Source organism: Cnuibacter sp. UC19_7, from assembly GCF_042699995.1.
Taxonomy (GTDB): domain Bacteria; phylum Actinomycetota; class Actinomycetes; order Actinomycetales; family Microbacteriaceae; genus Cnuibacter.
Genome location: NZ_CP170560.1, coordinates 742,872 through 766,868 on the forward strand (window position 1 = coordinate 742,872; position 23,997 = coordinate 766,868).

General features: G+C 73.2%; 19 protein-coding genes. 5 read left to right on the top strand and 14 right to left on the bottom strand.

Annotated features, from left to right (window positions below; translation table 11 throughout):
* Positions 1–76: 76 nt before the first annotated feature.
* The 4 genes from ACFJGV_RS03570 to ACFJGV_RS03585 all read right to left on the bottom strand — a co-directional run bounded on the left by ACFJGV_RS03570 (position 77) and on the right by ACFJGV_RS03585 (position 7,132).
* The gene (locus ACFJGV_RS03570) at positions 77–385 is read right to left on the bottom strand and encodes a helix-turn-helix domain-containing protein (RefSeq protein ID WP_378146883.1); all 309 of its coding nucleotides are present in this window, start codon (positions 383–385) and stop codon (positions 77–79) included.
* A gap of 251 nt (positions 386–636) precedes the next feature.
* On the bottom strand, positions 637–2,961 hold the full coding sequence (locus ACFJGV_RS03575; RefSeq protein ID WP_378146885.1) for a GNAT family N-acetyltransferase: 2,325 nt from the start codon (positions 2,959–2,961) through the stop codon (positions 637–639).
* Between the two features lie 67 nt (positions 2,962–3,028).
* Complete coding sequence (locus tag ACFJGV_RS03580; RefSeq protein WP_378146887.1) at positions 3,029–6,592, bottom strand: TM0106 family RecB-like putative nuclease; 3,564 nt, start codon at positions 6,590–6,592, stop codon at positions 3,029–3,031.
* 102 nt (positions 6,593–6,694) lie between these two features.
* Positions 6,695–7,132: a hypothetical protein gene (locus ACFJGV_RS03585; RefSeq protein WP_378146889.1), complete on the bottom strand. Its 438-nt coding sequence runs from the start codon at positions 7,130–7,132 to the stop codon at positions 6,695–6,697.
* Between the two features lie 99 nt (positions 7,133–7,231).
* Between ACFJGV_RS03585 and ACFJGV_RS03590 the strand changes: the two genes are divergently transcribed.
* Positions 7,232–8,518 (top strand): M18 family aminopeptidase, encoded by a 1,287-nt coding sequence (locus ACFJGV_RS03590; protein ID WP_378146891.1) that lies wholly within the window; start codon positions 7,232–7,234, stop codon positions 8,516–8,518.
* 142 nt (positions 8,519–8,660) lie between these two features.
* Here ACFJGV_RS03590 and ACFJGV_RS03595 read toward each other — a convergent pair whose 3' ends face one another.
* On the bottom strand, positions 8,661–10,223 hold the full coding sequence (locus tag ACFJGV_RS03595; RefSeq protein ID WP_378146893.1) for a CHAD domain-containing protein: 1,563 nt from the start codon (positions 10,221–10,223) through the stop codon (positions 8,661–8,663).
* 47 nt (positions 10,224–10,270) lie between these two features.
* Between ACFJGV_RS03595 and ACFJGV_RS03600 the strand changes: the two genes are divergently transcribed.
* A complete protein-coding gene (locus tag ACFJGV_RS03600) occupies positions 10,271–11,161 on the top strand; it encodes an aminodeoxychorismate lyase (RefSeq protein ID WP_378146895.1) in 891 nt (296 codons plus the stop codon).
* Positions 11,162–11,206: 45 nt separating this feature from the next.
* Here the strand turns inward: ACFJGV_RS03600 and ACFJGV_RS03605 are convergent, their stop codons facing one another.
* Together ACFJGV_RS03605 and ACFJGV_RS03610 are read right to left on the bottom strand one after the other, a co-directional pair.
* Entirely contained in the window at positions 11,207–12,172 is a 966-nt protein-coding gene (locus ACFJGV_RS03605; RefSeq protein ID WP_378146896.1) for an LLM class F420-dependent oxidoreductase, read from the bottom strand.
* A gap of 132 nt (positions 12,173–12,304) precedes the next feature.
* Entirely contained in the window at positions 12,305–12,835 is a 531-nt protein-coding gene (locus tag ACFJGV_RS03610; RefSeq protein WP_378146898.1) for a molybdenum cofactor biosysynthesis protein, read from the bottom strand.
* 83 nt (positions 12,836–12,918) lie between these two features.
* On the opposite strand from ACFJGV_RS03610, the gene ACFJGV_RS03615 reads away from it, so the two are divergent.
* A complete protein-coding gene (locus ACFJGV_RS03615) occupies positions 12,919–13,722 on the top strand; it encodes a hypothetical protein (protein WP_378146899.1) in 804 nt (267 codons plus the stop codon).
* 149 nt (positions 13,723–13,871) lie between these two features.
* The gene (locus ACFJGV_RS03620) at positions 13,872–14,096 is read left to right on the top strand and encodes an LPXTG cell wall anchor domain-containing protein (protein ID WP_378146901.1); all 225 of its coding nucleotides are present in this window, start codon (positions 13,872–13,874) and stop codon (positions 14,094–14,096) included.
* A 67-nt stretch (positions 14,097–14,163) separates the two neighbouring features.
* Here the strand turns inward: ACFJGV_RS03620 and ACFJGV_RS03625 are convergent, their stop codons facing one another.
* Entirely contained in the window at positions 14,164–16,080 is a 1,917-nt protein-coding gene (locus tag ACFJGV_RS03625) for a trypsin-like peptidase domain-containing protein (protein WP_378146903.1), read from the bottom strand.
* 200 nt (positions 16,081–16,280) lie between these two features.
* Between ACFJGV_RS03625 and ACFJGV_RS03630 the strand changes: the two genes are divergently transcribed.
* Positions 16,281–17,477, top strand: a complete 1,197-nt coding sequence (locus tag ACFJGV_RS03630; RefSeq protein WP_378146904.1) for a pyridoxal phosphate-dependent aminotransferase — start codon at positions 16,281–16,283, stop codon at positions 17,475–17,477.
* A 9-nt stretch (positions 17,478–17,486) separates the two neighbouring features.
* On the opposite strand, the gene ACFJGV_RS03635 is transcribed toward ACFJGV_RS03630, so the two are convergent.
* Genes ACFJGV_RS03635 through ACFJGV_RS03660 form a run of 6 tightly spaced genes read right to left on the bottom strand, consistent with a single transcriptional unit; the run spans position 17,487 to position 23,978 of the window.
* On the bottom strand, positions 17,487–18,308 hold the full coding sequence (locus ACFJGV_RS03635; protein ID WP_378146905.1) for a carbon-nitrogen hydrolase family protein: 822 nt from the start codon (positions 18,306–18,308) through the stop codon (positions 17,487–17,489).
* A gap of 16 nt (positions 18,309–18,324) precedes the next feature.
* Positions 18,325–19,374 carry a zinc-dependent alcohol dehydrogenase family protein gene (locus ACFJGV_RS03640; protein ID WP_378146907.1) on the bottom strand — a complete coding sequence of 350 codons (1,050 nt, stop codon included), beginning with the start codon at positions 19,372–19,374 and terminating at the stop codon, positions 18,325–18,327.
* 9 nt (positions 19,375–19,383) lie between these two features.
* Entirely contained in the window at positions 19,384–20,592 is a 1,209-nt protein-coding gene (locus ACFJGV_RS03645; protein WP_378146909.1) for a cytochrome P450, read from the bottom strand.
* 43 nt (positions 20,593–20,635) lie between these two features.
* The gene (locus ACFJGV_RS03650; protein WP_378146911.1) at positions 20,636–21,673 is read right to left on the bottom strand and encodes a 3-oxoacyl-ACP synthase III family protein; all 1,038 of its coding nucleotides are present in this window, start codon (positions 21,671–21,673) and stop codon (positions 20,636–20,638) included.
* A complete protein-coding gene (locus ACFJGV_RS03655) occupies positions 21,670–22,653 on the bottom strand; it encodes an NAD-dependent epimerase/dehydratase family protein (protein WP_378146912.1) in 984 nt (327 codons plus the stop codon). Before ACFJGV_RS03655 ends, ACFJGV_RS03650 begins: the two co-directional genes overlap by 4 nt.
* Entirely contained in the window at positions 22,650–23,978 is a 1,329-nt protein-coding gene (locus ACFJGV_RS03660) for a F390 synthetase-related protein (protein WP_378146914.1), read from the bottom strand. The genes ACFJGV_RS03655 and ACFJGV_RS03660 overlap by 4 nt, the downstream gene beginning before the upstream one ends.
* Between the last annotated feature and the right edge of the window lie 19 nt (positions 23,979–23,997).

Below are 23,997 nucleotides of genomic sequence, written 5' to 3' on the forward strand. Positions count from 1 at the left end.
GCGGCGCTGAACGACGCCGGGCGGCCGATGCGCCGGTCGCCCGGCGTCAGCCCGCATCCGTCGGTGCTGGCCGACGTCAGTCGGTGCGCTGAGCGTCTTCGCGCGCCTTGATGAGGTCGGCGACCGTGATCTTGTGCGGTCGGTCCGGGAGCATATCGGCGGTCATCCCCTCGACCAGCGTCGCGGGGTCGACGTTCAGCGCGCCCGCGATCCGGAGGATGGTGTGGAGCGACGGGTTGGCCTGCCCGCGCTCGATCTTGCCGAGGTTCGTGAAGTGGAGCCCGGCCAGCTCGGCGAGCTCCATCTGGTTGATGGCGAACCGCTGTCTCTCCTCGCGGATGCGCGAGCCGAGCAGCCTCGCGGCCTCCGAGTGGGCAGATGACACACGACATGACTACCTGCCGCCCGTGAACCGAACCAGAGCGTCAACACCGGTACATCATGTACCACTCGTGTTTGCGCCTCTTTCGCCGAGGTCGCCGCGCCTGAGCCCACTCCGGAATTCTGCCTGTCGTTGGGCTGACTCCGGACCTCTCCGGGCGTGTCGGGGCGAATGTCCGGAGTCAGCTCGGCGCGGCAGACAGCGACCGGGCCCACGACCAGGACCGGGGACGGCACGGGGGCCGGACGGCGGGGTCAGAGGGCGTAACGGGTGAGGAGGGGGACGGCGGCGGTGTCGAGGAAGGCGGCAAGGCCCGTCCAGGCGGCGCGACGGGTGCGCGAGAGGTGGCGGGTGTAGACAGCGGTCCACTCCAGCTCGGGCTCGGCACCCCGGGAGCGTTTGAAGGCGGCGACCCCGCTCGAGGCGTGGAGGTCGAGCCCGCGCTGGTGGGCCTCGTCGGAGAGCGCGAGCGACAGCATCCGGTACAGCCCGACCTCGGCGGGAAGCGACGTGTCGTAGCCGAGGAACGGACCGGCGAGCCACCCGTTCGCGGCGTACGTGCCGACCACGCCGTCGATCCGGTCGCCCCGGCGCAGGACGCTCATCTCGAGGAGCCCGGTGCGGACGGCGAGCCGGACGAACTCGACCGTGTAGCGCGGGTTGAGCCTCGAGTGCTTCTCGAGGTAGAGCATCGTGTAGAGCTCGACCAGGCGCTCGTCGACCTCGGGCGACAACTCGGTGCCGGGCGCGATGCGCTCCAGCGTGTGCTCCGACCGCGCGGCCAGTTCCCGGTCGCGGCGCACGTCGCGGCGGCTCCGCCACTCGTCGTCGGCCGTGGGCACGAGCAGGATGCTCCGCGACGGCACGAGGGTCCACCCCTCCGACCGCAGCAGCTCGGGAAGGCGCCCGAGCCGCGAGTGCACGCTCCTCACCGCGAGAGCGGAGGCGGGGTGTCTGCCGATCAGCTCGTCGACGGCCGCGGCGAGGTCGGATGCGGTCCAGTCCGCATGCAGGTTCGTGGACACCAGGTGGTTGCCGATCACGACCACGTCGTCGGCGCGCGCCCGATCGAGGACGAGGCCGAGGGCGTCGATGACCGGAGCGAGCATCCGTCGTGCGGCGGCCGACGGCAGGTGACGCAGCTCCTCGCGGCTGTAGTCGACGTAGTGGGCGACGGGAGACACCACGTAGCTGCGGTCGCGGCGCGGATCGTCGTGGCGGGTGACCGTGACCGGGAGCACGAGCTCCCCGATGCGGACCGTCTCGATCGACGCCGGGAGGTTCTCGGCGACGGACACCGGATCGACCGAGGAGAGGACTCGCGTGGCCATCGTCTGCCACTCCGAGGCCGGAACGTTCCCCGGCATCGGGTCGCCGTTCCACTCGATGTCGTGCGTCGAGGCGGCCAGCAGCGGTCGCCCGGTGCGCGCCGCTGCGCGCACCTGAGCGCCGAACGCGCCGACCAGGGCCGACGCTCGGACGCGGTCACCGGGCACACGGATCACGTCGGGGGCGGCCAGCCCCCGGATCCACTGCAGCGGCGACCCGCCCGACACCATGCCGGGCACGGCATAGAGGAGGTGCGGCACGGCGAGGCGCACCTCCTCGCGATCGGCGTCGATCGTGCCGCCTTCGGCTCCGGGTGCGAGAGCGTCGGGCGACGACGCCCCGACCCCGCCTGCCCCGAGTAGGCGGTCGGCCAGGTCGCTCCCGGGCGAGAACAGATGCAGCCCGCTCGTCGCGCGCGGATTGCACTCCAGCACGACGACGCCGTCCCCGGCGGTGAGGAGGTCGAAGCCGATCAGCCCGGTGAACCCCGTCTCGGCCACGATGCGACGGGCGACGTGGAGGGAGCTCACCGCCACCGGGTCCCCCGCGGGCACCTGGACGATCGAGACGGCGGCGCCTCTGCCCGCACGCCAGCCGGGCCGGTAGACGACGGCGGCGGTGAGACGACCGGCCGCGGCGACCGCCGACACGCACACCTCGTCGCCGTCGACCCGCTCCTGCACCAGCCACGGTCGGTCGCGGGTGATCCGCGGCGCGTCGGGCAGCGGGTCGGTGTCGCCGAGCAGGACGGTCTCGGCCGCGAACCGGGAGAAGGCCGGCTTCGCGACCAGGCCGCCGCGCTCGTCACCGCGCCGACGTCGCTGCCGCCGACGCCACTCCTGCGCTGAGCGGATGACCTCGGTCTGCGGATGCGCCACCCCGAGCCGCGAGCACAGCGCCGCGAAAGCGGCCTTGTCGTGCAGCGTCCGGAGCACGTCGAGCGAGGGGGCCAGCACACGCGGGCCAGGAGTACCCGACGGCATCGTCCCCGCCAGCCAGAAGATCTCCTCGCAGGTCGGGACCACGAGCTCGAGATCGTGCCGCGCCGCGATGCCCGTGACCGCGTCGCGGAAGGCGAGCGGATCGTAGCGGGCGGGCGGGACCCGGTACGCCGCACTGACCGCCCGCGACGACGCCGTCACCGATCGGACGCTGTCGGCGACGACGACCCTGCTCCCCCGTGCGGCGAGCGCGCGGGCAAGGTCGAGCGCGATCGGCGCCCGGGCCCCCGTGATCAGCACCCCCGTCATGCGGGCTCCCGGCCCTCTCGGCCGACGGCGACGCAACCCAGGACGATCCGCCCTCTCGACACCCCGCTCATGCGCCGGCGGTGAGCACCTCGGGCGCGACCACCTCGTCGCCCGTGAGCAGGAGGAAGGACGACAGCGCGGCGAGATCGGCGGCGTTGTACGGGAGATGGTCGCGCAGGGCGGGCGAGTGCACGAGGTACGCCGCCCACTTCGCCCGCGACAGCGCGACATTGAGGCGGTTCTTCATGAGCAGGAAGCCGATCCCCCTCGGGACGTCGGCCGCGCTCGACGCCGCCAGCGAGACGATAGCGATCGCGGCCTCCCGGCCCTGGAACCGGTCGACCGTGCCCACCTGCACCCCGGTGCGGCCGACCTCGTCGAGCCCGGCCCTGATGAGCTCGACCTGGGCGTTGTAGGCCGCGACCACGATGACGTCGTCGTCGCGGAGCGGGCCGCTGCGCCCGGCGGGGAGGTCGGTCCAGTGACGCCCCACCAGGTCGTCGACGAGGGCGACCACACGATCCGCCTCCTCGGTCGAGTGTGTCGAGCGATCCCGGTGCGGCACCGGCTCGAGGTGCAGCCCCGGCCGGATGCCGTCGAGCGCTCGCTCGCTCGTCTCGGGCAACCGCGGCCGCAGACGCGACTCGTACGAGAGGGCGCTCACCGGGGCGCAGAGCGCCGGGTGGAGGCGCCAGGTCTCAGCGAGGAAGAAGCCGAGCTCGGGCGGGAGCACGTCGTGGCCCTCGCCCAGCCAGCCGAGCGCCGACCGGTCGACGGGCTCGGGATGCGTGCCCTGCGTGACCTGCGGCAGCTGCTGAGGGTCGCCCAGGAGGAGGATGCGCCGGGCCGCCATGCTCACCGCGATGGTGTTGGCCAGCGAGTACTGCCCGGCCTCGTCGACGACGACGAGGTCGAGCTCACGCCGCGAGACCCGCCCGAGGTTGGTGAAGTCCCACGCGGTGCCGCCGAGCACCACGCCCCGCGCCCGCTCGCGGGCGTCGCGGAGGAAGCTCGAGTACCCGTTGCGCGGCACGTCGCTGAAGGAGGCGGTCTCGGGCGCCGAGGACTTCCCCACGCGATCGGCGGGAACGCCCGCGGACACCACCGACTCGAGCATGTGCTCGACCACGGCATGCGACTGCGCCACCACGCCGATGCGCCAGCCGTGCTCGAGCGCGAGCCGGGCGATCACACGGGCGCCGGTGTACGTCTTGCCCGCACCGGGCGGGCCCTGGACGGCGACGAACGACCCGTCTCGCTCGCGCAGCGCCGACGTGATCGTGCCGACCGCATCCGCTCCGGTCGGCGCGTCCGAGGAGAGCTCCGACATCACCTCCGCCGATCCGGTCGAGGACGTGGCCCGCCGCCGCAGCAGGTCGAGCGCTGGATCGCGCGGCAGCGCGGGCAGCGCCGCGGCGATCCGCTCGCCCCACTCGCCGATCGCGCCCTGGATCGACGCGGTGGGCGGCGGCGCGGACGGCGTCATGGCGACGGGCAGCGCGTCGAAGGGCTCGTCGCCGGCGCGGAGCCACTCCTCGACGACCAGCTCGGTCACGCCGTCGTCGCCCGCCCGGACCTCGACGATCTCGTTCCGCGCGCTGGCCGCGCGGTCGGTGGGGGTGGCGCGAGGGTCGAGCCACGGATGCGGTGGCTCGTAGAGCAGGAATCGACCCCGGTCGCCGACGTCGAACCGTGAGCCGGGCGCCTGGTCGCCGCGCAGGACGAGCCGGCGCCGCGGCGCCTTGCCGGGCGTGTCGGCCACCCAGTCCTGGTCGATCGAGGCTCGGGTGACGATGAGGACGTCGCGGGTATCGGCCCAGTCTTCGAGGGGCTGCACCAGGCGGGCATAGTGCTCCCACCAGAAGGTCTTCGCCTCGCGTCGGTGGTAGTCGACGGCCGCGGCGGCGAGGGCGAGCGCCTGCTGGTCGGCGGAGCGGTCGGGCGTCTTCGGGGGCACTCCGTCGCGCAGGCGGGCCGTGAGGTCGCTCGGGCGATCATCGAGCTCGGCCAGCTGTGCAGGCAGCGCCGCCGGGGTCACGCCGTGCTCTTCCGCGCGGGCGAGCAGCCAGTCGCGCAGCCCCAGCGTGGACTCGCAGTCGTACTCGTTGTAGTCGGCGATCTCGCGCAGCTGCGCCTCCGCCTCGGCGGTGAGCCCGGCGTCGCGGAGCTCGGTGTAGCGCACGTAGGCGAGGATCGAGTCGCCGCCCGTGGTGACGTCGCTCTCGCGCAACCGGTCGCCCATGTACAGCGGCTCGAGCTTCTTGAGCCCGTACGACCGCGAGCTGACGCGGATGCTGCGCTTGACGACCGGGTAGAGGTCGACCAGGACGTCGCCCCGGAGGAGGTCGTCGAGCTGCGACTCCCCCACCCCGTGCCGGGCGGTGAGGTTCTGCAGGTGCGCCCGCTCGTAGTCGGCGTAGTGATAGACGTGCATGCCCGGATGCTCGGCCCGCCGTCGCGTGACGTAGTCGAGGAAGGCGCGCAGCGCCTCGCGCTCCTCGGCGTAGTCGTGCGCCCAGAACGGCAGGAATCGCGTTCCGCCGGCGCCGTCGTGCTCGACCACCCCGAACAGGTAGTCGAGGCCCCACTCCTCTCCCGCGCCCTCGGTGTAGAGGGGATCGCCCTCGAAGTCGAAGAAGACATCGCCGGCATCGGGCACAGGCAACGCCGCGAGGCCCGACGGCTCGAAGACCTTGGCGACGAGCGAGTCGGGGTGGCCCACCTGCATCCGCGCCTGATCGCGCAGGGCATCGAGCGCCGAGGCCGACATGCCCGGGACCGGCCCCGACGAGGCGGCGAGCTCGTCGATGGTGCCGATGCCCGCCTCGAGGAGCCGCACACGCTGCGTGGTGCGCATGCTCGCGACGAGGAGGAGGTCTCGGTGTGCCTCGACCTCGGGGGCGCAGACGTCGCACCGGCCATCGACCGCGAAGCGAGGGTCGCCCCAGGTCACCGGCTCGGGGTCGGCCAGCCGTTCATCGAGCATGCTCTCGAGGCGCGACCGACGCTCGAGGTACACCGGGAGGACGTCGACGAGGTCGTGGCTCGAGGTCGAGCCGTCGCCCAGCAGGAGGTGCACCTGCGGGCCGACTGCGATGCCGAGCCTGGTCAGCTGATCGGCGTAGGCGGCGAGCTGCAGGAGGGCCGTCACCTTGGCACGACGGGCGAGCTTGGTGTCGTACACCTCGTACACGTGCTCGGAGGCGTCGGCCGGCGAGGTGCGGCGGATGAAGTCGGCGTAGCCCAGGAACCGTCCGTCGTAGAACGTGGCCTGGTAGACGATGTCGGCCCCGCCGCGGAGCGCGGCGAGAGTGGCCTCCTGCCCTCGCAGCAGGATCTCGGCCGTGGGCCGCTCGTCGGGCCGCTCGATGAGGGCGACACCGCCCGGGCGGGAGCCGTCGTAGCGCCCGAACTCGGCGAGGTAGCGCTCGAGAGTGCGCTCCTCGTGCAGATCGCCCAGACGCGCGGCGCGGTCGAGCATCGGGTCGGCGGTCTCGTCGAGGGGAGGGATGCGCCCGAGCTTCGCGTCGAGGGTGCGCACCAGGGCGAACTCGCACTTCGCGGCGGCGGTGAGGTCGGAGGCGCTGTACAGCACCGTGGTGGGGGCTTCGCCCTCGCGTACGACGATCATCGACCAGCTCCTTGCGACTGCCAGCACACTATCGGCAGCGTCCGACGCCGAGCCCGGTGGAGACGTACCTGTGGAGGGATCGAAGCCTGTGGAGGACGGGGCTCAGCGCACGGCGAGGTTGTCGGCCACGATCCGCCAGCCCTTGTCGGTGGGCACCGTCATGTAGCCGAGATAGAGCCAGATTCGCTCGTCCTCTCCCACGGGGAGCGTCGCGCCGTCGGCTCCGAAGCGGGAGGGGGTGACGCAGCTCGACTCGTCGACCTCCGTCGTGACCGCCATGAAGCAGACCCGGTCGTCGGTGGTGGCCCCCACCCAGTAGGCCGAGCCGTCGTAGTGGCCGAGCAGCCGGAGCGACGGCCCGTAGAGGATCCCCGACGCCGCGGGCAGTTCGGGGGCGGCCGGGGTGGGCAGCTCGCCGGCGTTCACGTGCGCGAGCTTCGAGAGCGCCTCGGTCGGATGCGATGAGCAGCCGGCGAGACCGGCCGTCGCGGCCAGCGCCAGCACCGTCGCCGCGAACACGGTCTTCACTCTCGTCCGCATCCGCACACCTCCCGCGCGACAGACACCCTAGCCCACCAGGCAGAGCGGACGCCGACGCCCCGGACCTCGCACCCGAGGACGCGATGGTTGGATGGGGTCATGCAGCTGGACGCCCACATCGACGACCTGTCGGCCTTCGTCACCGCCTCCCCGAGCTCGTACCACGCCGCCCACGAGGTGGCCCGACGACTGCAGGAGGACGGCTGGACGCTCCTCTCGGAGGACGACCCGTGGACGGGCGGGCCCGGTGGGTACGTGGTCGTACGCGACGGGGCGGTCATCGCCTGGCGCGTCCCCGAGTCGGCTGGCGCATTGACGCCGTTCCGCGTCGTCGGCACGCACACCGACTCCCCCGGCTTCAAGCTGAAGCCCCATCCGACCGTCGGCTCGGCGGGATGGCTGCAGGCCGCCGTCGAGGTCTACGGCGGCCCCCTGCTCACCTCCTGGCTCGACCGTGAGATCGAGCTGGCGGGCCGGATCGTGACGCGGGGCGGCGACGAGCTGCTCGTCCGCACCGGCCCGTTCTTCCGGATCCCCCAGCTCGCCGTGCACCTCGACCGGGGATCGGCGGACACGGTCTCGCTCGACCGTCAGCGCCACACGCAGCCGGTCTTCGGCGTCGGCGATGTCGCGCACGCCGACCTGCTCGCCCATCTCGCCGAGATCGCCGACATCGAGGCCGACGACCTCGCCGGGTACGACGTGCTCGCGGTCGACAGCCAGCCGCCGCGCCGGTTCGGGCTCGACCGCAGCCTGTTCGCGTCCGCCCGGCTCGACAACCTCAGCTCGGTGCACTCGGGGCTCGTGGCCCTGCTCGAGTCGGAGGCCGGCGCGGATCGCGACGGCGGGGATCCCGCCATCGCCGTCCTCGCGGCCTTCGACCACGAGGAGCTCGGATCCGAGTCGCGGTCGGGCGCCAGCGGACCGTTCCTCGAGGACGTGCTCCGCCGCATCCGCCACGGCCTCGGAGCCGACGGCGAGCAGGCGACGCGCGCACTCGCGGCCTCGTGGCTGGTGTCGAGCGACGCCGGCCACTCCGTGCACCCCAACTACCCCGAGAAGCACGATCCCGTGGTGCGACCCCTCGCCGGGCGCGGCCCGCTCCTCAAGATCAATGCGAACCAGCGGTACACCACGGATGCGCACGGCGCGGCGCTCTGGGCTCGTAGCAGCGAGGCGGCGGGCGTACCGTTCCAGGAGTTCGTCTCGAACAACACGGTGCCCTGCGGCTCCACCATCGGACCGCTCACGGCCACGCGCCTGGGCATCCGGACGGTCGACGTCGGCGTCCCGCTCCTGTCGATGCACTCGGCGCGGGAGCTCGCCCACGTCGACGACCTGGTCTCGCTCTCCGCCGCGCTCGGCGCGTTCTACCGCGGCGCCTGACCCCACCGAGCGGCGAGAACGCGCCCCACTCCTCCCGTCGAACGGCGGGAAGAGGCCCTTTCCGGGGTGTGGGAAGGGCGCCTTCTCGCCGTTCGGCGTGGGTGGGCGGGCTCAGCGCGCGGCGCTGGTGCGGGCGGCGGGCTCAGCGCGCGGCGCGGGCGAGGGCGCGGCGCGCGCGGTCGGCGGCGACGAGGGCCCGCCCGGCCTGGTCCTGCGCGCGCTGGTAGAGCACGCCGTAGACGAACGTGTCCTCGCCCGACGCGTGGGCGCGACCGGCCACGAGGTGCAGGTGCTCGGCGAACAGCGACGCGTCGCGGTGCTCGCCCAGGGCGTCCTGCAAGTCCTCGGCGAGCTCACCGAGCGTCGCCGACCGCGCCCCGAGCACGCCGCCGGCGCCGCCGGTGGCGAACTCGGCCGCGTGGCGGAGCTTGCGCGCGGCCTTCCTCGACTCGTGCAGGTGGCCGAGCGCCTCGATCGACTCCGTGACGCCGTCGGAGAGGCTCTCGGCCGCCTCCTCGGCGGGCACCGACCTCGAGACCGCGCGCTCGGCGGCCTTCCGCAGCGTGGAGCGCTGCTCGTGCCGGGCCGAGACGGCGTCGCCCGTCCGCTCGGGCCCGCCGAACCCCTCGAGGTCGTCGAGAAGACGGAAGTACGGCTCGGCGGTCAGCGCCGCGCGCAGGCGGGCGAGCGCTCCCGTCCGCTCCTCGAGCAGCTCGCCGACGAGACGACGGCGGGCGGCCCCGTCGGCCGCGCCGCGCTCGGCCTCGTACGCGTCGAGGGCGTCGCTCGCCCAGCCCGCCCTCACCTCGAGGTCGCGGACCTCGCCGAGCTGGCCGCCCAGCCGCGAGAGCTGCTCGCGCAGAGGGCCGACCCGTTCGCGGCCGAGCAGCGCCCGATGCGTGGCCAGCACGTTCCGCAGGCGACGCACGGTCGTCCGCATCCGGTGCACCGCATCCGGCTCGTCGCGCCGCGCCGCGGGGTCGAGCGCGATCAGCTCGGCCACCAGCTCGCGCACTCCGGCGAGCACGGCCTCCTCGGCGGACGAGCGACGGTCGACCGCCGGCGCGTCCGCTCCGGAGGATCCGAGACCCGTGCGCCCGAGCGCCTGCGCGAGCTTCGACACGCTGGGCGAGACGGTCGCGCCAGCCTCGTGCAGCACCGCCTCCACCTCGTCGAGGAGCGTCTCGCGCTCGGCGCGCGTGCCGGGTGCGGCCGGACCGAGCTCCGCCTCCCATTCGCGCCACGCGCGGACCTCGCCGCCTCTCACATCGGAGGCCGTCACCTGGTCGTCGGCCACCTCGACGACGACGCCGCCGTCCTCGTCGAGGAGCTCGGTGATGGTGCGGGTGGTCGCGATCCTCGCCAGCGGCGTGAGCGCCCGGTCGCGCACCAGGGCGCGGACGGGCTCGAGCACCTCATCCGGGACCGACTCGCCGACCGTGAGCGGCCATTGCATCTCGGTGCGCCCTTCGTCGGCGGGTAGCTTGAGGTGCCAGCCCTCGTCCGCCCCTCCGGCGCGACGCCTGAGCGCGACCCTGGCCCGGGCGAGGTCGAGCGCCTCGGTGTCGAAGTACACCGCCTCCAGACCGAACGGCTCCTCCGCCTGCACCCGGGCGACCCCGGTCACCCCGCCGAGGTCGGGCAGCACGGCCCCCTCCTCCACGGTGTACTTGCGCTCGATCTCGGTCTGCACGGCGGCGCTCATCGTGTTCCCGTCCTCCTTCGTCCGCTGGTGTGGGGCACACTGGCAGTGTGCCATCGCCAGTCCTCGTCCTCGTGAACTCCCCGGTCCTCCCGCATGACGACTCGTCGTCGCGTCCTGCGGTGGAGATCGCCGATCCTGCCCGCCCCCACGTGAGCGTGCTCGACCTCGGGGTGACCCGGGGCGACGGCATCTTCGAGACCATCATGGTCACCCGCGGCGAGGCGCCCGCGATCGACGCGCACCTGGCGCGATTCGGGTCGTCCGCGGCCCTGCTCGACCTGCCCGAACCGGACCCGACGACCTGGCGGGAGGCCATCGCGCTCGCGATGTCGACGCATCCCGAGGTGGAGGTGCTCGCGGTGAAGCTCGTGCTCACCCGCGGCATCGAGGGCGCGGATGTGCCGACGGCGTGGGCGCTGGCCATGCCGACGAAGGACTTCACCTCGAACCGCGAGACCGGGATCCGCGTCGTGGCGCTCGACCGCGGCTACCGCCACGACGTCGCGCAGACCTCGCCGTGGCTGCTGCAGGGCGCGAAGACCCTGTCGTACGCCATCAACTCGGCCGCCCTCCGCGAGGCCGCCCGCCGGGGAGCGGACGACGTGATCTTCACCTCGAGCGACGGCTTCGTGCTCGAGGCGCCCACGGCGAGCGTGCTGCTGCGTCACGGCGACCGCATCCTCACCCCGCCCACCGAGCACGGCATCCTGCACGGGACGACGCAGCGCCGCGCCTTCGAGTTCTTCTCCGCTCGCGGCTACGTGACGAGAGCGCTGCCGGTGACGCGGATCGACCTCGAGCGCGCCGATGCCGTCTGGCTCGCGTCGAGCATCCGCCAGGCGGTGCCCGTGATCGAGCTCGACGGCCGCCCTCTGCAGCACGACCTCGAGCTCACGCACGCCCTGAACGCGCACCTCTCGCTGCGCGACCGCGACTGAGACCGCGACCGCGGTCGTGACCGCGACCGCGACTGCGCGGAGGGCTCAGAGCGCGCGCAGCTTCTCGAGCAGCGGCTCGGCCACCTCGGCGAGGAACTCGTCCTGGCCCTCGTCGCCCACCTGCACCACCGCCACGTCGGTGAACCCCGCGTCGAGGAACGGGCGCACGCTCTCGGCGAGCTCGTCGAGGTCGGGGCCGCACGCGATCGACGACGCCACGTCCTCCGGCCGCACGAACTGGCTGGCGGCCGCGAAGCCGGCCGGGGTCGGCAGATCGGCGTTGACCGCCCAGCCGCCGCCGAACCAGCGGAACTGCGCGTGGGCCTTCTCGATGGCCGCCTCCTTGTCCCTGCCCCAGCAGATAGGGATCTGGCCGATCGACCGGGTCTGCTCGCCCTTCTTCGCGGTCCACCCCGAGACGAGGTCGCCCTCGGGCTGCACCGCGATGAGGTGGTCGCCGAGCGGAGCGAACCGCTCGATCGACTTCTCGCCCGACACGGCGACGCCGATCGGGACGCCCTCGTCGGGGAGGTCCCAGATGCGCGCCGAGTCGACACGGAAGTACTGCCCTTCCCAGGTGACGAGCTCTCCGGTGTGGAGCTCGCGGATGATGGTGACGGCCTCCTCGAACATGTCCTGCCGGGCGTCGACCGCCGGCCAGCCCTCGCCCACGACGTGCTCGTTGAGGTTCTCGCCCGAGCCGAGGCCGAGGATGAAGCGCCCCTCGCTGAGCAGCTGCAGGGTCGCCGACTTCTGGGCGATGACGGCGGGGTGGTAGCGGACCGTGGGGCAGGTCACGTAGGTCGCCAGCTCCACGCGCTCGGTCGCCTGGGCGACCGCGCCCAGCACGGTCCAGGCGTAGGGGGCGTGCCCCTGCTCGGTCAGCCAGGGCGAGTAGTGGTCGCTCGACACCTCGAAGTCGAACCCGGCCTGCTCGGCGGCCACCGCGTACCGCACGAGGTCGCGCGGCCCGCTCTGCTCGGTCATGAGGGTGTATCCGAAGCGTGTCATCTCTGCCCATCCCATCCGGTCGTCTGCCCTCCCAGCGTGCGTCGATCGCCTCGGATGCGCTCGTCACGGTCAGCAGACCGTATGCTTCAGCGACGACCTGAGGGGCACGAAGGCGACGCACACGGCCGCCCGTCAGAGGGCGGGTGCAGGCGGGTCGTCGTCGAGGAGGGCCCGCCCGAGGGTGAGCGTCCCGTCGTCGAGCGGGACGCAGCGCACCCCGCCCCGACCGCGGAGCGCTCGGAACGCGCCCGGTGCCAGCGTCACGTCCATCCACGCACACGGGTTCGCCGCCCGGTGGCCCCGGAAGCGGATCGGCCCCGACCCCGAGTCGAGCGAGAACGGCCGCCCGACCACCTCGTCGATCGGGAAGCCGCGGACCGTGATCGTGCGCCGGGTCGCCGCGGGATCCAGATCGCGGACGCCCGTGACCTCGGAGACGTGGTCGAGGGAGGCGGCGTCGAAGACCGTCACCGCGGCATCCCGATGCGCGCGATGGGCGAAGTAGCGGTCACCCACCGCACCGAGGCCCGCCCTGAGCTCGATCGTGGAGCGGACCTCGGGCTCGCCCTCCGGCGCGGGCAGCGGACCGTCGGCGGGCCGCCCCTCGTAGCGATGCCGCGTCGACACGAGCAGGAGCTCGATCGTCACGGGATGCAGGGGCACGGACTGCACCCTACGCCGCGACTGTGCTGAGAAGTGCGCCGCGGCGCGTCGTCGACCGGGTCGGGCCGGGGCAGAGTGGATGCATGGCCTCCGGACTCGATCGCACCGTCGACCGTCTGCTCAGCGTGCAGCGCCCCGTCGTGCTCGCGCACCTGCGCGGGATCCGTCGTCTGCATCCCGACGCCGACCCGCAGCGGCTCGTGACCATCCTCGAGCGCCGCTACCTCGCCGCGGTCACGTCCGGGGGCGCGGCGGTGGGCGCGAGCTCGATGCTGCCGTTCGTCGGCACCGGTGCGGCGCTCGCCCTGAGCGGCGCGGAGACCGCCGGGTTCCTCGAGACGACGGCGCTCTTCGCGCAGTCGATCACCGAGGTGCACGGCATCGCCGTCGACGACCGCGACCGCGCCCGCGCGCTCGTCATGACGCTCATGATGGGGAAGGCCGGCAGCGACCTGCTGCGTCAGATCGCCGGCCAGGCCGCGGGAACCGGCGTCACCCGGAACGCGTACTGGGGCCAGGTCGTGACGAGCTCGCTGCCCTCGATGGTCGTCGGGCCGATCGCCGACCAGCTCAAGCGCGTCTTCGTCAAGCGCTTCGCCGTCGGGCAGGGCGCCAACGTGGTCGGGCGACTCGTCCCCTTCGGCGTGGGCGCCGCGATCGGCGGCGTCGGAAACCTCGTCCTCGGCCGGACGGTCGTGCAGAGCAGCCGGTCCGCGTTCGGGCCGGCACCGCTCTGGTTCACGGAGGATCTCCAGATCGCTCCGCGTCAGGAGAAGGGCGACCGTGAGCGGGGCCGACTCGATCCGCGCCGGATGCTCCCTCGCGGCCGCCGTCGTGAGCTCCCCGCCCTCGAACAGCTCGATCAGGTGCCCGACATCCGCATCTGACCCGCCTCGGCGCGCGCTCGGCCACGCCGCCGTCCCTCGCACCGACCCCGAAAGGGGTACCGGTGGTATCCTCGAGTGCAGCCGATACCTGTCGGCGCGCGTCCGCGTCTTGCACGCGGTCGTTCGAGGACCAGCGAGAGGGGCAACGCATGAGGGTCCGCATCCTCGTCGGCGTCTTCGCACTGTCCGCCTTCCTCGGTCTCGGGGTGGGCGCCGCATCCGCCGCGTCGCCGTCCGAGTCCACCGATCAGCCGGTGCTCGCGCAGACCGGCGCCGACTTCACGCCCATGCTCGTGACCGCGGGCATCCTGCTCCTCGTGGCGGGCGTCGCGGTCGTCGTCGCCAAGTTCACCGCGGCCAAGTCGTCGCGCTGATCGACTCAGTCTTCACGCACGAAGGGCCGGGAGCGTTCGCTCCCGGCCCTTCGTGCATCTCCCGGTGTCAGCTCTGGAACGAGCCGAGGGTGACGTCGACGGTCTTCGACTGTCCGTCGCGCAGGTAGGTGATCTTCACCGTCGCGCCGGCCGCCTGTGCACGCACCAGGGCGGTCAGGTCGATGTAGTCCTGCACCTGGATGCCGTTGAACGCGGTGACGACGTCGCCGACCTGGAGCCCCGCCTTCTGGGCGGCTCCCCCGTCGGTGACCGAGTTGATCAGCGCACCGGTGGTCGTCGCGTCGGCGGCCTGGCTCGCGTCGGCGACGCCGGCGCCCAGCAGACCGTGCGTGGCCTTGCCGTCCTTGATGATCTCGTCGGTGATCCGCTTCACGGTCTCGGAGGGGATCGAGAAGCCCACGCCGACGCTGCCGGCCTGGCCGCCGTTCGCGGACTGTCCGGTGGACGACGCGATCGCGACGTTGATGCCGATCAGGCGGCCCTGGTCGTCGAGGAGCGCACCACCGGAGTTGCCGGGGTTGATCGAGGCGTCGGTCTGGATGACGGACAGCGCGATGGTCTCGCTGGCCGCGCTGGATCCGCTCTGGCTGCCCTGCTGGTCCGGCGTCTGCTGGCCCGGGAAGTCGAAGTTCCAGAAGTCGAACGGGCTGCCGCCGCTGCCGCCGTTTCCGCCGGAGTCGCCCGACCCGCCGTCGCCCTCGCCCTGGTTCGGGGTCTCGGGATCGGCGGGGGCCGCGGACGACGCCACCGTGATGCTCCGGTTGAGGGCGCTCACGATGCCGTTCGTGACGGTCCCCGAGTAGCCGAGCGGCGCGCCGATGGCCACGACGTCGTCGCCGACGTTGAGCTTCGACGAGTCGGCGAACTCGATGGGCGTGAGGCCCGAGGCGTCCTTCAGCTTGATGACCGCCAGGTCGTTGACCGGGTCGGTGCCGACGATCGAGGCGTCGTAGATCTTCCCGTCGTCGGCCGTCACCCGGAGAGTCGCGTTCGCGGCCGCCCCGTCGAGGGTCACGACGTGGGTGTTGGTCACGACGTACCCGTCGGCGCTGAGGATGACACCGGATCCCGTGCCGCCCGAGGAGCCGGAGCTCGCGCTGATGGTGACCACGGACGGGGACGCCTTCTGGGCGACGGCGGTCACCCAGTCGGTGTTCTGCGGATCGTTCACCGTGATCGAGGTGGGGCTCGACGCGGTGTTCGTCCCGTTGCCCTGGTTCGCGCTGATCGCCCAGACGCTGATGCCCGCACCCGAGGCGCCGCCGATGACGGCGCCGATCGCGAGGGCGGCGATGAGAGCGACACCGCCGCGGCGCTTGCGCTCCGGCCGCTGGGAACTGGTGTGCGCACCGGAGGCGGCGTAGGCCGCCGAGTTGAAGGCGGGATCGCGCGGAGCGGCGTACTGCGGCTGACCCGGGGTGCCGAACGAGCCCTGGCCGTAGTCGCTGCGACCCTGGGGCTGCGCGGCGTAGGGCTGCTGGCCGTAGGACGGGGCGCCGTAGGGCGTGGTCGGGCGCGGGTAGCCGGCGGTCTGCCCGTAGGGCGGCTGCGGGGCTTGGCCCTGCCCCAGCGGCATCGTCGGCTGCGCCGGCGCTTGGTGCAGCGGAGTGGTCGGCTGAGTCGGGTTCGCCTGCTGGCCCTGGTGCAACGGGGTCGTCGGCTGAGTCGGGTTCGGCTGCTGACCCTGGTTGAGCGGCGGGGTCGGCTGCGACGAGCCCGTGCTCTGGTGCGGCGGCAGGGGCGGGACCGGCGCTCCGGACTGCGGCGTTGCAGTGGGCGAGGTCGGCTGGCCGGATACGGCGGGCTGACCGGACGCGGCCGGCTGCGACCAGGGGGCGGGGGCCGACTGCTCCGGCGCGGGGTGTGCGAGGCGCTCCGTCGGCGCCGTCTGCTCCGAGGCGGGGGTCGGCTGCGGGTTCTCCTCGGCGGGCGAGCCGACCGGGTTCTCGGTGCTGTCTGACATGGTGTGCTGTGCTCCTTCCAAGCACCACCCAGCATTCTCAGGCAACCTGTGCGAAGTCTATGACCGGGCTGGATGGCGGCTGCCGCCTGCTTATGACCCTGCTCTCATCCGCATCCGGGCCCCGACCGACGGCGGCGTCACACGGCAAAACCGAGGCCGGCGCACCCTCTAGGCTGGTCCGGGCACGAGATCGAGGGAACATGGACATCAGCGGATCGTGGCGACGCGCCGCGGCGGGGGCAGGCCTCCTGGCCCCCGACGGCAGCATCGCCTCCACCATCTTCGCCGAGATGAGCGCACTCGCTCAGCGCACCGGCGCCATCAACCTCGGGCAGGGGTTCCCCGACGAGGACGGCCCGGCGGAGGTCCTCGAGGCCGCCCGAGCCGCGATCGCCGAGGGCGTCAACCAGTACTCTCCCGGCCGCGGTCTGCCGGTCCTCCGCGAGGCCATCGCCGAGCACCAGCGCCGCTTCTACGGGCTGGAGGTCGATCCCGGCACCGAGGTCCTCGTGACCGCCGGCGCGACCGAGGCCCTCGCCGCGACCCTGCTGGCCCTCCTCGAGCCCGGCGACGAGGTGGTCACGTTCGAGCCCTTCTACGACGCGTACGGCGGTGTGATCGCGCTCGCCGGCGGAGTGCACCGCACGGTGCCGCTGCGTCGACCGCGTTTCCAGCCTGACCATGACGAGCTGCGGGCCGCCGTCACCGACCGCACCCGCGTGATCCTGGTGAACAACCCGCACAACCCGACGGGCGCGGTCTTCGACCGGGACACCCTCGAGCTCGTGGTGGAGCTGGCGGAGCGGCACGACGCCGTCATCGTCACCGACGAGGTGTACGAGCACCTCACCTTCGGGGTGCCCCACCTCCCGATCGCCACCCTCCCCGGGGCGGCCGAGCGCACGGTGACGATCTCGTCGGCGGGCAAGACGTTCAGCACCACGGGATGGAAGATCGGCTGGGCGGTCTCGACGCCCGCGCTCATCACCGCGATCCTCGCCGTGAAGCAGTTCCTCACGTACGTCAACGGCGCGCCGTTCCAGCCCGCGATCGCCACGGGACTCGCGTTGCCCGACAGCTTCTACGCCGGCGTCGCGTCGACGCTGCGCGCGAAGCGCGACCTGCTCGCCTCGGGCCTGGAGGCGGCGGGCTTCGACGTGACCCGTCCCGACGGCACGTACTTCGTCGTGGCCGACGCCGCTCCCCTCGGCTACAGCGACGGAGCGCAGCTCTGCCGCGACCTGCCGGGACTGGCGGGCGTCGTCGGCGTGCCGATCAGCGCGTTCTGCGGTCCGGCGCTCGCCGCGGAGTACTCGAGCCTCGTGCGGTTCGCCTTCTGCAAGCGCGTGCCGGTGATCGAGCAGGCCGTCGCCCAGCTGTCGGCGCTCGCCCGCTGACCCGGGGGGCTACTGGAGCGGGTGGACGCCGAAGCGGCGCAGAGCGAGTGCGGGGTTGACCCGGCGCACGTCGTCGATGCGGTGCGGGTCGATCCAGGCCACGGCCACGTCCTCGCGCTCGCCCAGCGACGCGATCGTGACGCCCATCGGGTCGACGACGAGACTCGCGCCCACGCCGACGGGCGGGGTCTGGTCGGCGGCCACCACGTACACGGTGTTCTCCAGGGCGCGGGCCGTCACGAGCGTGCGCCAGTGGTGCTCCTTCAGGGGCCCCCGCACCCACTCCGCCGGGATGGCGATGAGGTCCGCGCCGGCGTCGACGAGGCGACGCGACACCTCGGGGAACCGCACGTCATAGCAGGTCTGCAGGCCGATGGTGATGCCCTGGATGGAGAAGGTCTCCGGCTCGGTGATGGCCGCGGCCTCCACCCAGTCGCTCTCGCGGCCGCCGAACGCGTCGTAGAGATGCAGCTTCCCGTACGACGCCACGAGGCCCTCGCCCGGAGCGACGGCGGCCAGGAGGTTGCGGAACCGGGCGCCGTCGGCGGCCTCCGCGACCATGCCGGCGATGAGGTGCACGTCGAGCTCGGTCGAGATCCGCGACAGCTCGGTGACGAACCGGCCGTCGAGCGGCTCGGCGTCGTCGACGAGCTCCGGCCCGATCGGGTCTCGGAACGACGAGGAGTACTCCGGGAACACCACGAGGGAGGCCCCGCGCCGGACCGCCTCGGCGGCGAGCCGCTCGATCACGGCGAGGTTGCGGTCGGTGTCGTCGCTCGGAGCGAACTGGGCGATGGCCGCCCCGAAGCCGAGCCGGTGCGGATCCGTCATCACTGAGTACCCCCGGTCACAGTCTCGCCATCGCCTTGATGGCGCGACGCTCGTCCATCGCCGCGTAGCCGGCCGGGATGTCGTCGAGCCCGCCGCGGAAGTCGAACAGGCGTCCGGGCACGATCGTCCCGTCCAGGACGTCGTGGAGCAGCTCCGGGATGTACGCGCGCACCGGCGCCATGCCGCCCACCAGCCCGACGTTGTGCCGGAACGCGGCCTGCAGCGGTACCTCTGCACCGTGCGGGACGCCGACATAGCCCACACGCGAACCGGGACGTGCGATCGCGAACGCCGTGGCCATCGACTCGCCGGTGCCCACGCACTCGAGCACCGCATCCACACCGACACCCACGGTGAGGGCGAGGACCGGCTCGATCGCATCAGGCCCGCGCTGCTCCACCACGTCGGTCGCCCCGAACTCGCGGGCGAGCGCCTGCCTGTCGGCGTGGCGGCTCAGCGCGATGATGCGCTCGGCGCCCAGCCGCTTCGCGGCGATGACACCGCTGAGCCCGACGGCGCCATCGCCCACGACGGCGACCGTCGATCCGGGCCGAACCCCGGCGCAGACCGCGGCGTGGTGCCCGGTGCCCATCACATCGGTGAGCGCCAGGAGCGATGTGAGGAGCTCCTCCGAGGGCATGCCGCCCGGGACGACGACCAGCGTGCCGTCGGCGAGCGGTGCGCGGACGAGCTCGCCCTGCCCGCCGTCGACGCGGAACCCCTCGCTGTCGCGACCGCCCCACATGCCGCCGTGGATGCACGACGACGGGTAGCCGAAGACGCAGTTGGGGCAGGTGCCGTCGCTGAAGGCGAACGGCGCGATCACCACGTCGCCGACGGTCACGGTCGTGACCGCCGACCCGACCTCCTCGACGACGCCGACGAACTCGTGGCCGATGCGCGAGCCGGGCTTCCGCTCGCTCTCGCCCCGGTAGTACCAGAGGTCGGATCCGCAGACGCACGTCGCCAGAACGCGGACGATCGCATCCGTCGGGAGATGGATCTCGGGATCGGGGAGCTCCTCGACGGAGACGTCGTGGACGCCGTTGAAGACCACTGCGCGCATGGTCCGACTCTAACCTCTCGCGCTCGCCCGTCCCGTCGCCCGGCCGTCCGGCGCCGCCCCGGTCACGACGAGCGAGGCGTACCCGGGGATCAGCGACCGACGGACCGCACGGCGGCGCACGATCCGGAGCGGTGACGCACGCTCGGCCGCGAGCACCGCCTCGAGCGTGGCCCTGATCTGGGCCATCGCCAGCGGAGCGCCGAGACAGAAGTGCACTCCCGCACCGAACCAGAGCTGCTTCAACGACACGGCGGGGGCGGCGACCGGATCGAAGCGGCCGGATGCTCGGTCCGCGAGGAACGTCGCGAGCACGAGACGGTCGCCGGGCCGCACGGGCACCGATCCGACCCGCGCCTCGGCGACCACGCTCCGCAGCATGACCGGGGTGGGGGTCGTGACCCGAAGCGACTCGGCGATGGCGTTCTCGAGCGGAGCGTCGTCGCGAGCCAGCTCGCGCAGCCAGCCGGTGTCGAGGAGGATCGCGATCATCCTCGGCACGTGCGACACGATCGTCTCCGTGCCGGTGAGGACGAACGCGCCCACCGCCCCCATCGCCTCGTCCTCCGACAGACCGAGTCCGCGCATCCGGCCGGGCACCGTGCTCTCGTCACCGGCCGCGTAGGCGGCGCGGGCGTGCACGGTCAGCTCGTCGAGCACCTCGCGCGCTGCCGCGACCTGCGGCGGGGTCAGCCCGTGCCGGGTGAGGCGCACGTACCCGGTGATCGCGGAGATGCGCGCGAAGAGGTCTCCCCCGAGCTCACCCTCGATGCCGACGAGCCGGCGGATCACCCGGGTCGCCGACCGGCGCGCCACCTCGACGAGGTCCACCTCTCCTCCCGCGGCGAGGGTCGACGTCACCGCGGAGAGCTCGGCGCCGAGCGAGTCGGCGACGAGCGCCTCGACGGCGGCGGGCGCGAACAGCGGGCCGAGCCTGCGACGCAGGGCGACGTGATCCGCTCCCTCCATGTTGAGCAGCACCCGGGGGCCGAGCACCGGCGTCCAGAGGTCGGCGGGCGAGCCCGGGCCGGTCTTCGTGAACGTCGCGGTGTCGAGCAGCACCGTGCGGAGGATCGCGGGGTCGGTGACGACCACCCCGACCCCGGGGATCCGGCGCACGGGGGCCCGCAGGCGCGCCAGCAGCGGGTAGACGACCGGATGCGCGGCGCGCTGCACCCGTTCCTCCCAGCGGCGCTCCCCACCCGCGACGATCCCGGTCACCGCGACCCCGCTCACCGGATGTCCCCGGTCACCGCGACCCCGCTCACAGCCGGATCACCATCGCGCCGAGCGAGATGCCCGCGGCGAGGCCGACCAGCGCGACCAGGCCGCCCGGCCCCACCCTGCCCGCGGCGCGCGCCTCGGCGAGCTGGAACGGCAGCGTCGCGGAGGCCAGGTTCCCGTGCTCCGCCACCGTGAGGAGGGTGCGCTCCGGGTCGACGCCCAGCACCTCGACGATGCGATCGTGGTAGGGCCGCGCCACCTGGTGGAGGGCGACGAAGTCGAGGTCGTCGACGCCGTAGCCGATCGACGCGAGCGTCTCGGCCACGAGTCCCACGCCGACCGACGCGAACGCCGCCTGCAGCGCCGCGCCGTCCATGTCGAAGTAGGCGCCACCCTCCGAGTGCGGGTTGACGGTGCCGCCCGCGGGGATGGTGCCGACGCCCCAGTGCTCCGACCGGGCGAGGAAGCGCGACCCGAGGATGCCCCGCCCGCCGGACGGCTCGGGCGACTCCGCCTCCCCGGCTTCGAGGATCACCGCCGCTCCCCCGTCGCTCATCGTGTACCCGCCGAACGAACGGAGGAACTGCTCGCGGGAGTCGACCCGCCAGCGCACGGCGTAGGAGGGCACCTCGCCGGTCACGATGAGCGCACGCCGGTACTGGCCGGCGGCGAGGAGGGCGTCGGCCACCTGCATCCCGTTCAGCATGCTGTTGCAGGCGTTCTTCACGTCGAAGACCGCGCAGCGCGTGCCGAGCCGCTCCGAGACGATGTGGCTCGTCGCCGGCTCGATGAGGTCCTGGCTGCCCGAGGCGAAGATCAGGAGGTCGACCTCGCCCGGCGACTGCTCGAGCGCCCGGCGGGCGGCGGCGACGGCGAGGTCGGAGGCCTGCGCCTCGGGACCGGCGACGTGCACGTTCTCGACACCCGTGATCCGACGGATGAGCCCGGTGGGGAGCGTCAACGTCGGATTCTCGACGCGCAGGCGCTCCTCCGTCTCCGCGGTCGTCCGGAGCGTCGACGGCAGGTACGTCGCGCAGGCCACGACGGCGGTGCGGGGGTGTGGGGCGGTGCGGGTCACGGATTCCTCAGGGTGTCGGCGGCGAGAGTGGCCAGGGTGCGCCCGATCGCCTCGTCGAGCGGCGTCCGTCCGGTGAGCAGGGCGGGCTCGGCGGTGCTGGCGGCGGGGCGCTCGAAGGTGAACGAGCAGGCGTAGGCCACGAGCGCGTAGCGGGTGATCGGGGGCTCCCGGCCCGGCCGGGTCGCGGACCACATCCGCTCGACGGCCCCGGCGGCCGCGATCGCGAGCCCACGCGGCACCACGCGGGCCGCGGGTGCACGCCCTGTGGCGGCGAGCACCCGCCCCACGACCTCCTGCAGGTCGACGCTCTCCGGCCCGGCCACCCCCAGCGTCCTGCGGACCATCCAGGGCGCGGAGCCGGCCTCCACCACCGCGTCGACGAGGTCGTCGATGAAGACCAGGTCGCTCAAGGGACCACGACGGAAGCGCGGGAGCCGTGCTCGGTCGGCCGCGTCGAGCAGCCGAGGGAGGAGCGCGGTGTCTCCCGGCCCGAAGACGGCGCGCGGCCGCAGGATCACCCAGTCCCCGGGATACGACCGGACCATGCGCTCCGCCGCCGCCTTCGTCCGCGCGTAGGGCCCGACGAAGCGCAGGCCCGTCTCCTCGTCGGGTCGGACGTCGAGCCGGTCGCGTCCGGAGTAGAGCACGGAGGCGGTCGAGACGTGCACCAGGCGCGGCCGGGGCCGCAGCGCTGCCGCCCACCGCACGATCGCCGCGGTCGTGGTCACCGTGCCCGCGTGGAACTGCGCCGCGCTCCCCCACGGCTCGGCACGCGCGGCGGCGTGCACGATCACCTCGGGTGCCGGCCGGAGCTCGGTGAGCCGACGGATCGCGTCGGGCGCGCCCAGGTCCATCTGCACGTGGTCAGCATGCGGGGCCGGCCGCCGGGACAGGCCGATCACGCGCTCTCCGCCGGCGCGGAGCCGCTCGGCGACGGCCCCGCCGACGAAACCGGACGCGCCGGTGATAAGGGCGGTCATGCGGCCGCCCGGGCCACGCGGCGCACCTTCGCGATGGGATCCTCGGCGGGCCAGGGCACGAGCCGCACGTCGGGGCGGTGCACCCCGAGCGCGGCCAGCGACGCGGTCAGCGAGTCACGCACCGCCTCGTCGTCGGCGCAGTCGAGCAGGGCGAGCTCGACGACCGTGCCTCGCTGTCGGATGCGCCAGTCGGCCCACTCCTCCGCCGTCACCGCCATCGCGCGACGCACGGTGTCGGGGAAGACGTCGACCTGCCGCGTCTCACCCGGCAGATGGAGGACGTCGTCCTCGCGCCCCTCCACCGCCTCGAGCACGGTCGTCACCCGCCCGCAGGTGCAGCGGAGCGGGGAGAGGCGGAGGACGTCGTCGAGCCGGTACCGCACGACGAGCTGGGTGGTGCGGTCGAAGTCTGTGACGATGGGCACGATCCGCCCGCCGCCGAGCGACTCGCGCTCCACGAGCACGCTCTCCTCGTTGAGGTGGAGCGACCCGGCGGCGCAGCTGACCGCGAGGAGCCCTTCGGTGGCCTGGTAGACCTCGGAGACGCCGACGCCGAACGCGCGCTCCACGAGGTCGCGGTCGTGGCGGTCGAGCACCTCGGCCACCGACACCACCTGGCACGGGGCGATCGGCAGGTCGCCCGCGAGACGCCGCGCAGCGAGCGCTCCGAGCACCGAGGCCGGGGCGACCAGCACGTCGATCGGATGCGGCGAGGCGGCCAGCGAGGAGACGTGGCCGTCGAGCGGCTCGAGCAGGTCGTGGAAGACGAACCGCACGCGCGAGCCACCCACCGACTCGTAGAGGTTGCCCCCGGCCCGCAGGAAGAATCGGACCTCGAGCGGTCTTCCCCACGGCCGGAGCAGACGGCGGACGGATCCGGCGTCGAGCACGCGGGCCAGCGCCGTCCCGGCCCACCGCATCCGCTCACGGGGGCTCACGAGGAACACGCCGGGTCTGCCGGAGGTGCCGCTGGAGAGCCCCACCGTGAGGTCGCCGTCGACGAGGGGGGCGAAGTCGCGGGTCTGCTCGGCGCGCCTGGCCACCGCGAGGGCGTCGGTGAGCCGCACACCCCGGGTGTTCAGCTCGTCGAAGCGGTGAAGCGTGATGGCCTTGTCGACGATCGGGAGGCGGTGGAAGCGCGCCCCGGGCCCCACCAGGGGCGAGTAGAACGCCGTCCTCGCACCGTGGCGGCGGAGGTGCCGCGCGACCCGGCGCCGCTGCCAGCGCTCGAGCTGCTCGCGGCTGCGGAAGCGGTAGCCCCAGCGGGCCCGCGCGAACCGGGCGACGAGGATCCACCGATCCAGCACGCTCCCCGGGCTCCCCACCCCGACAGGATACGCGGCG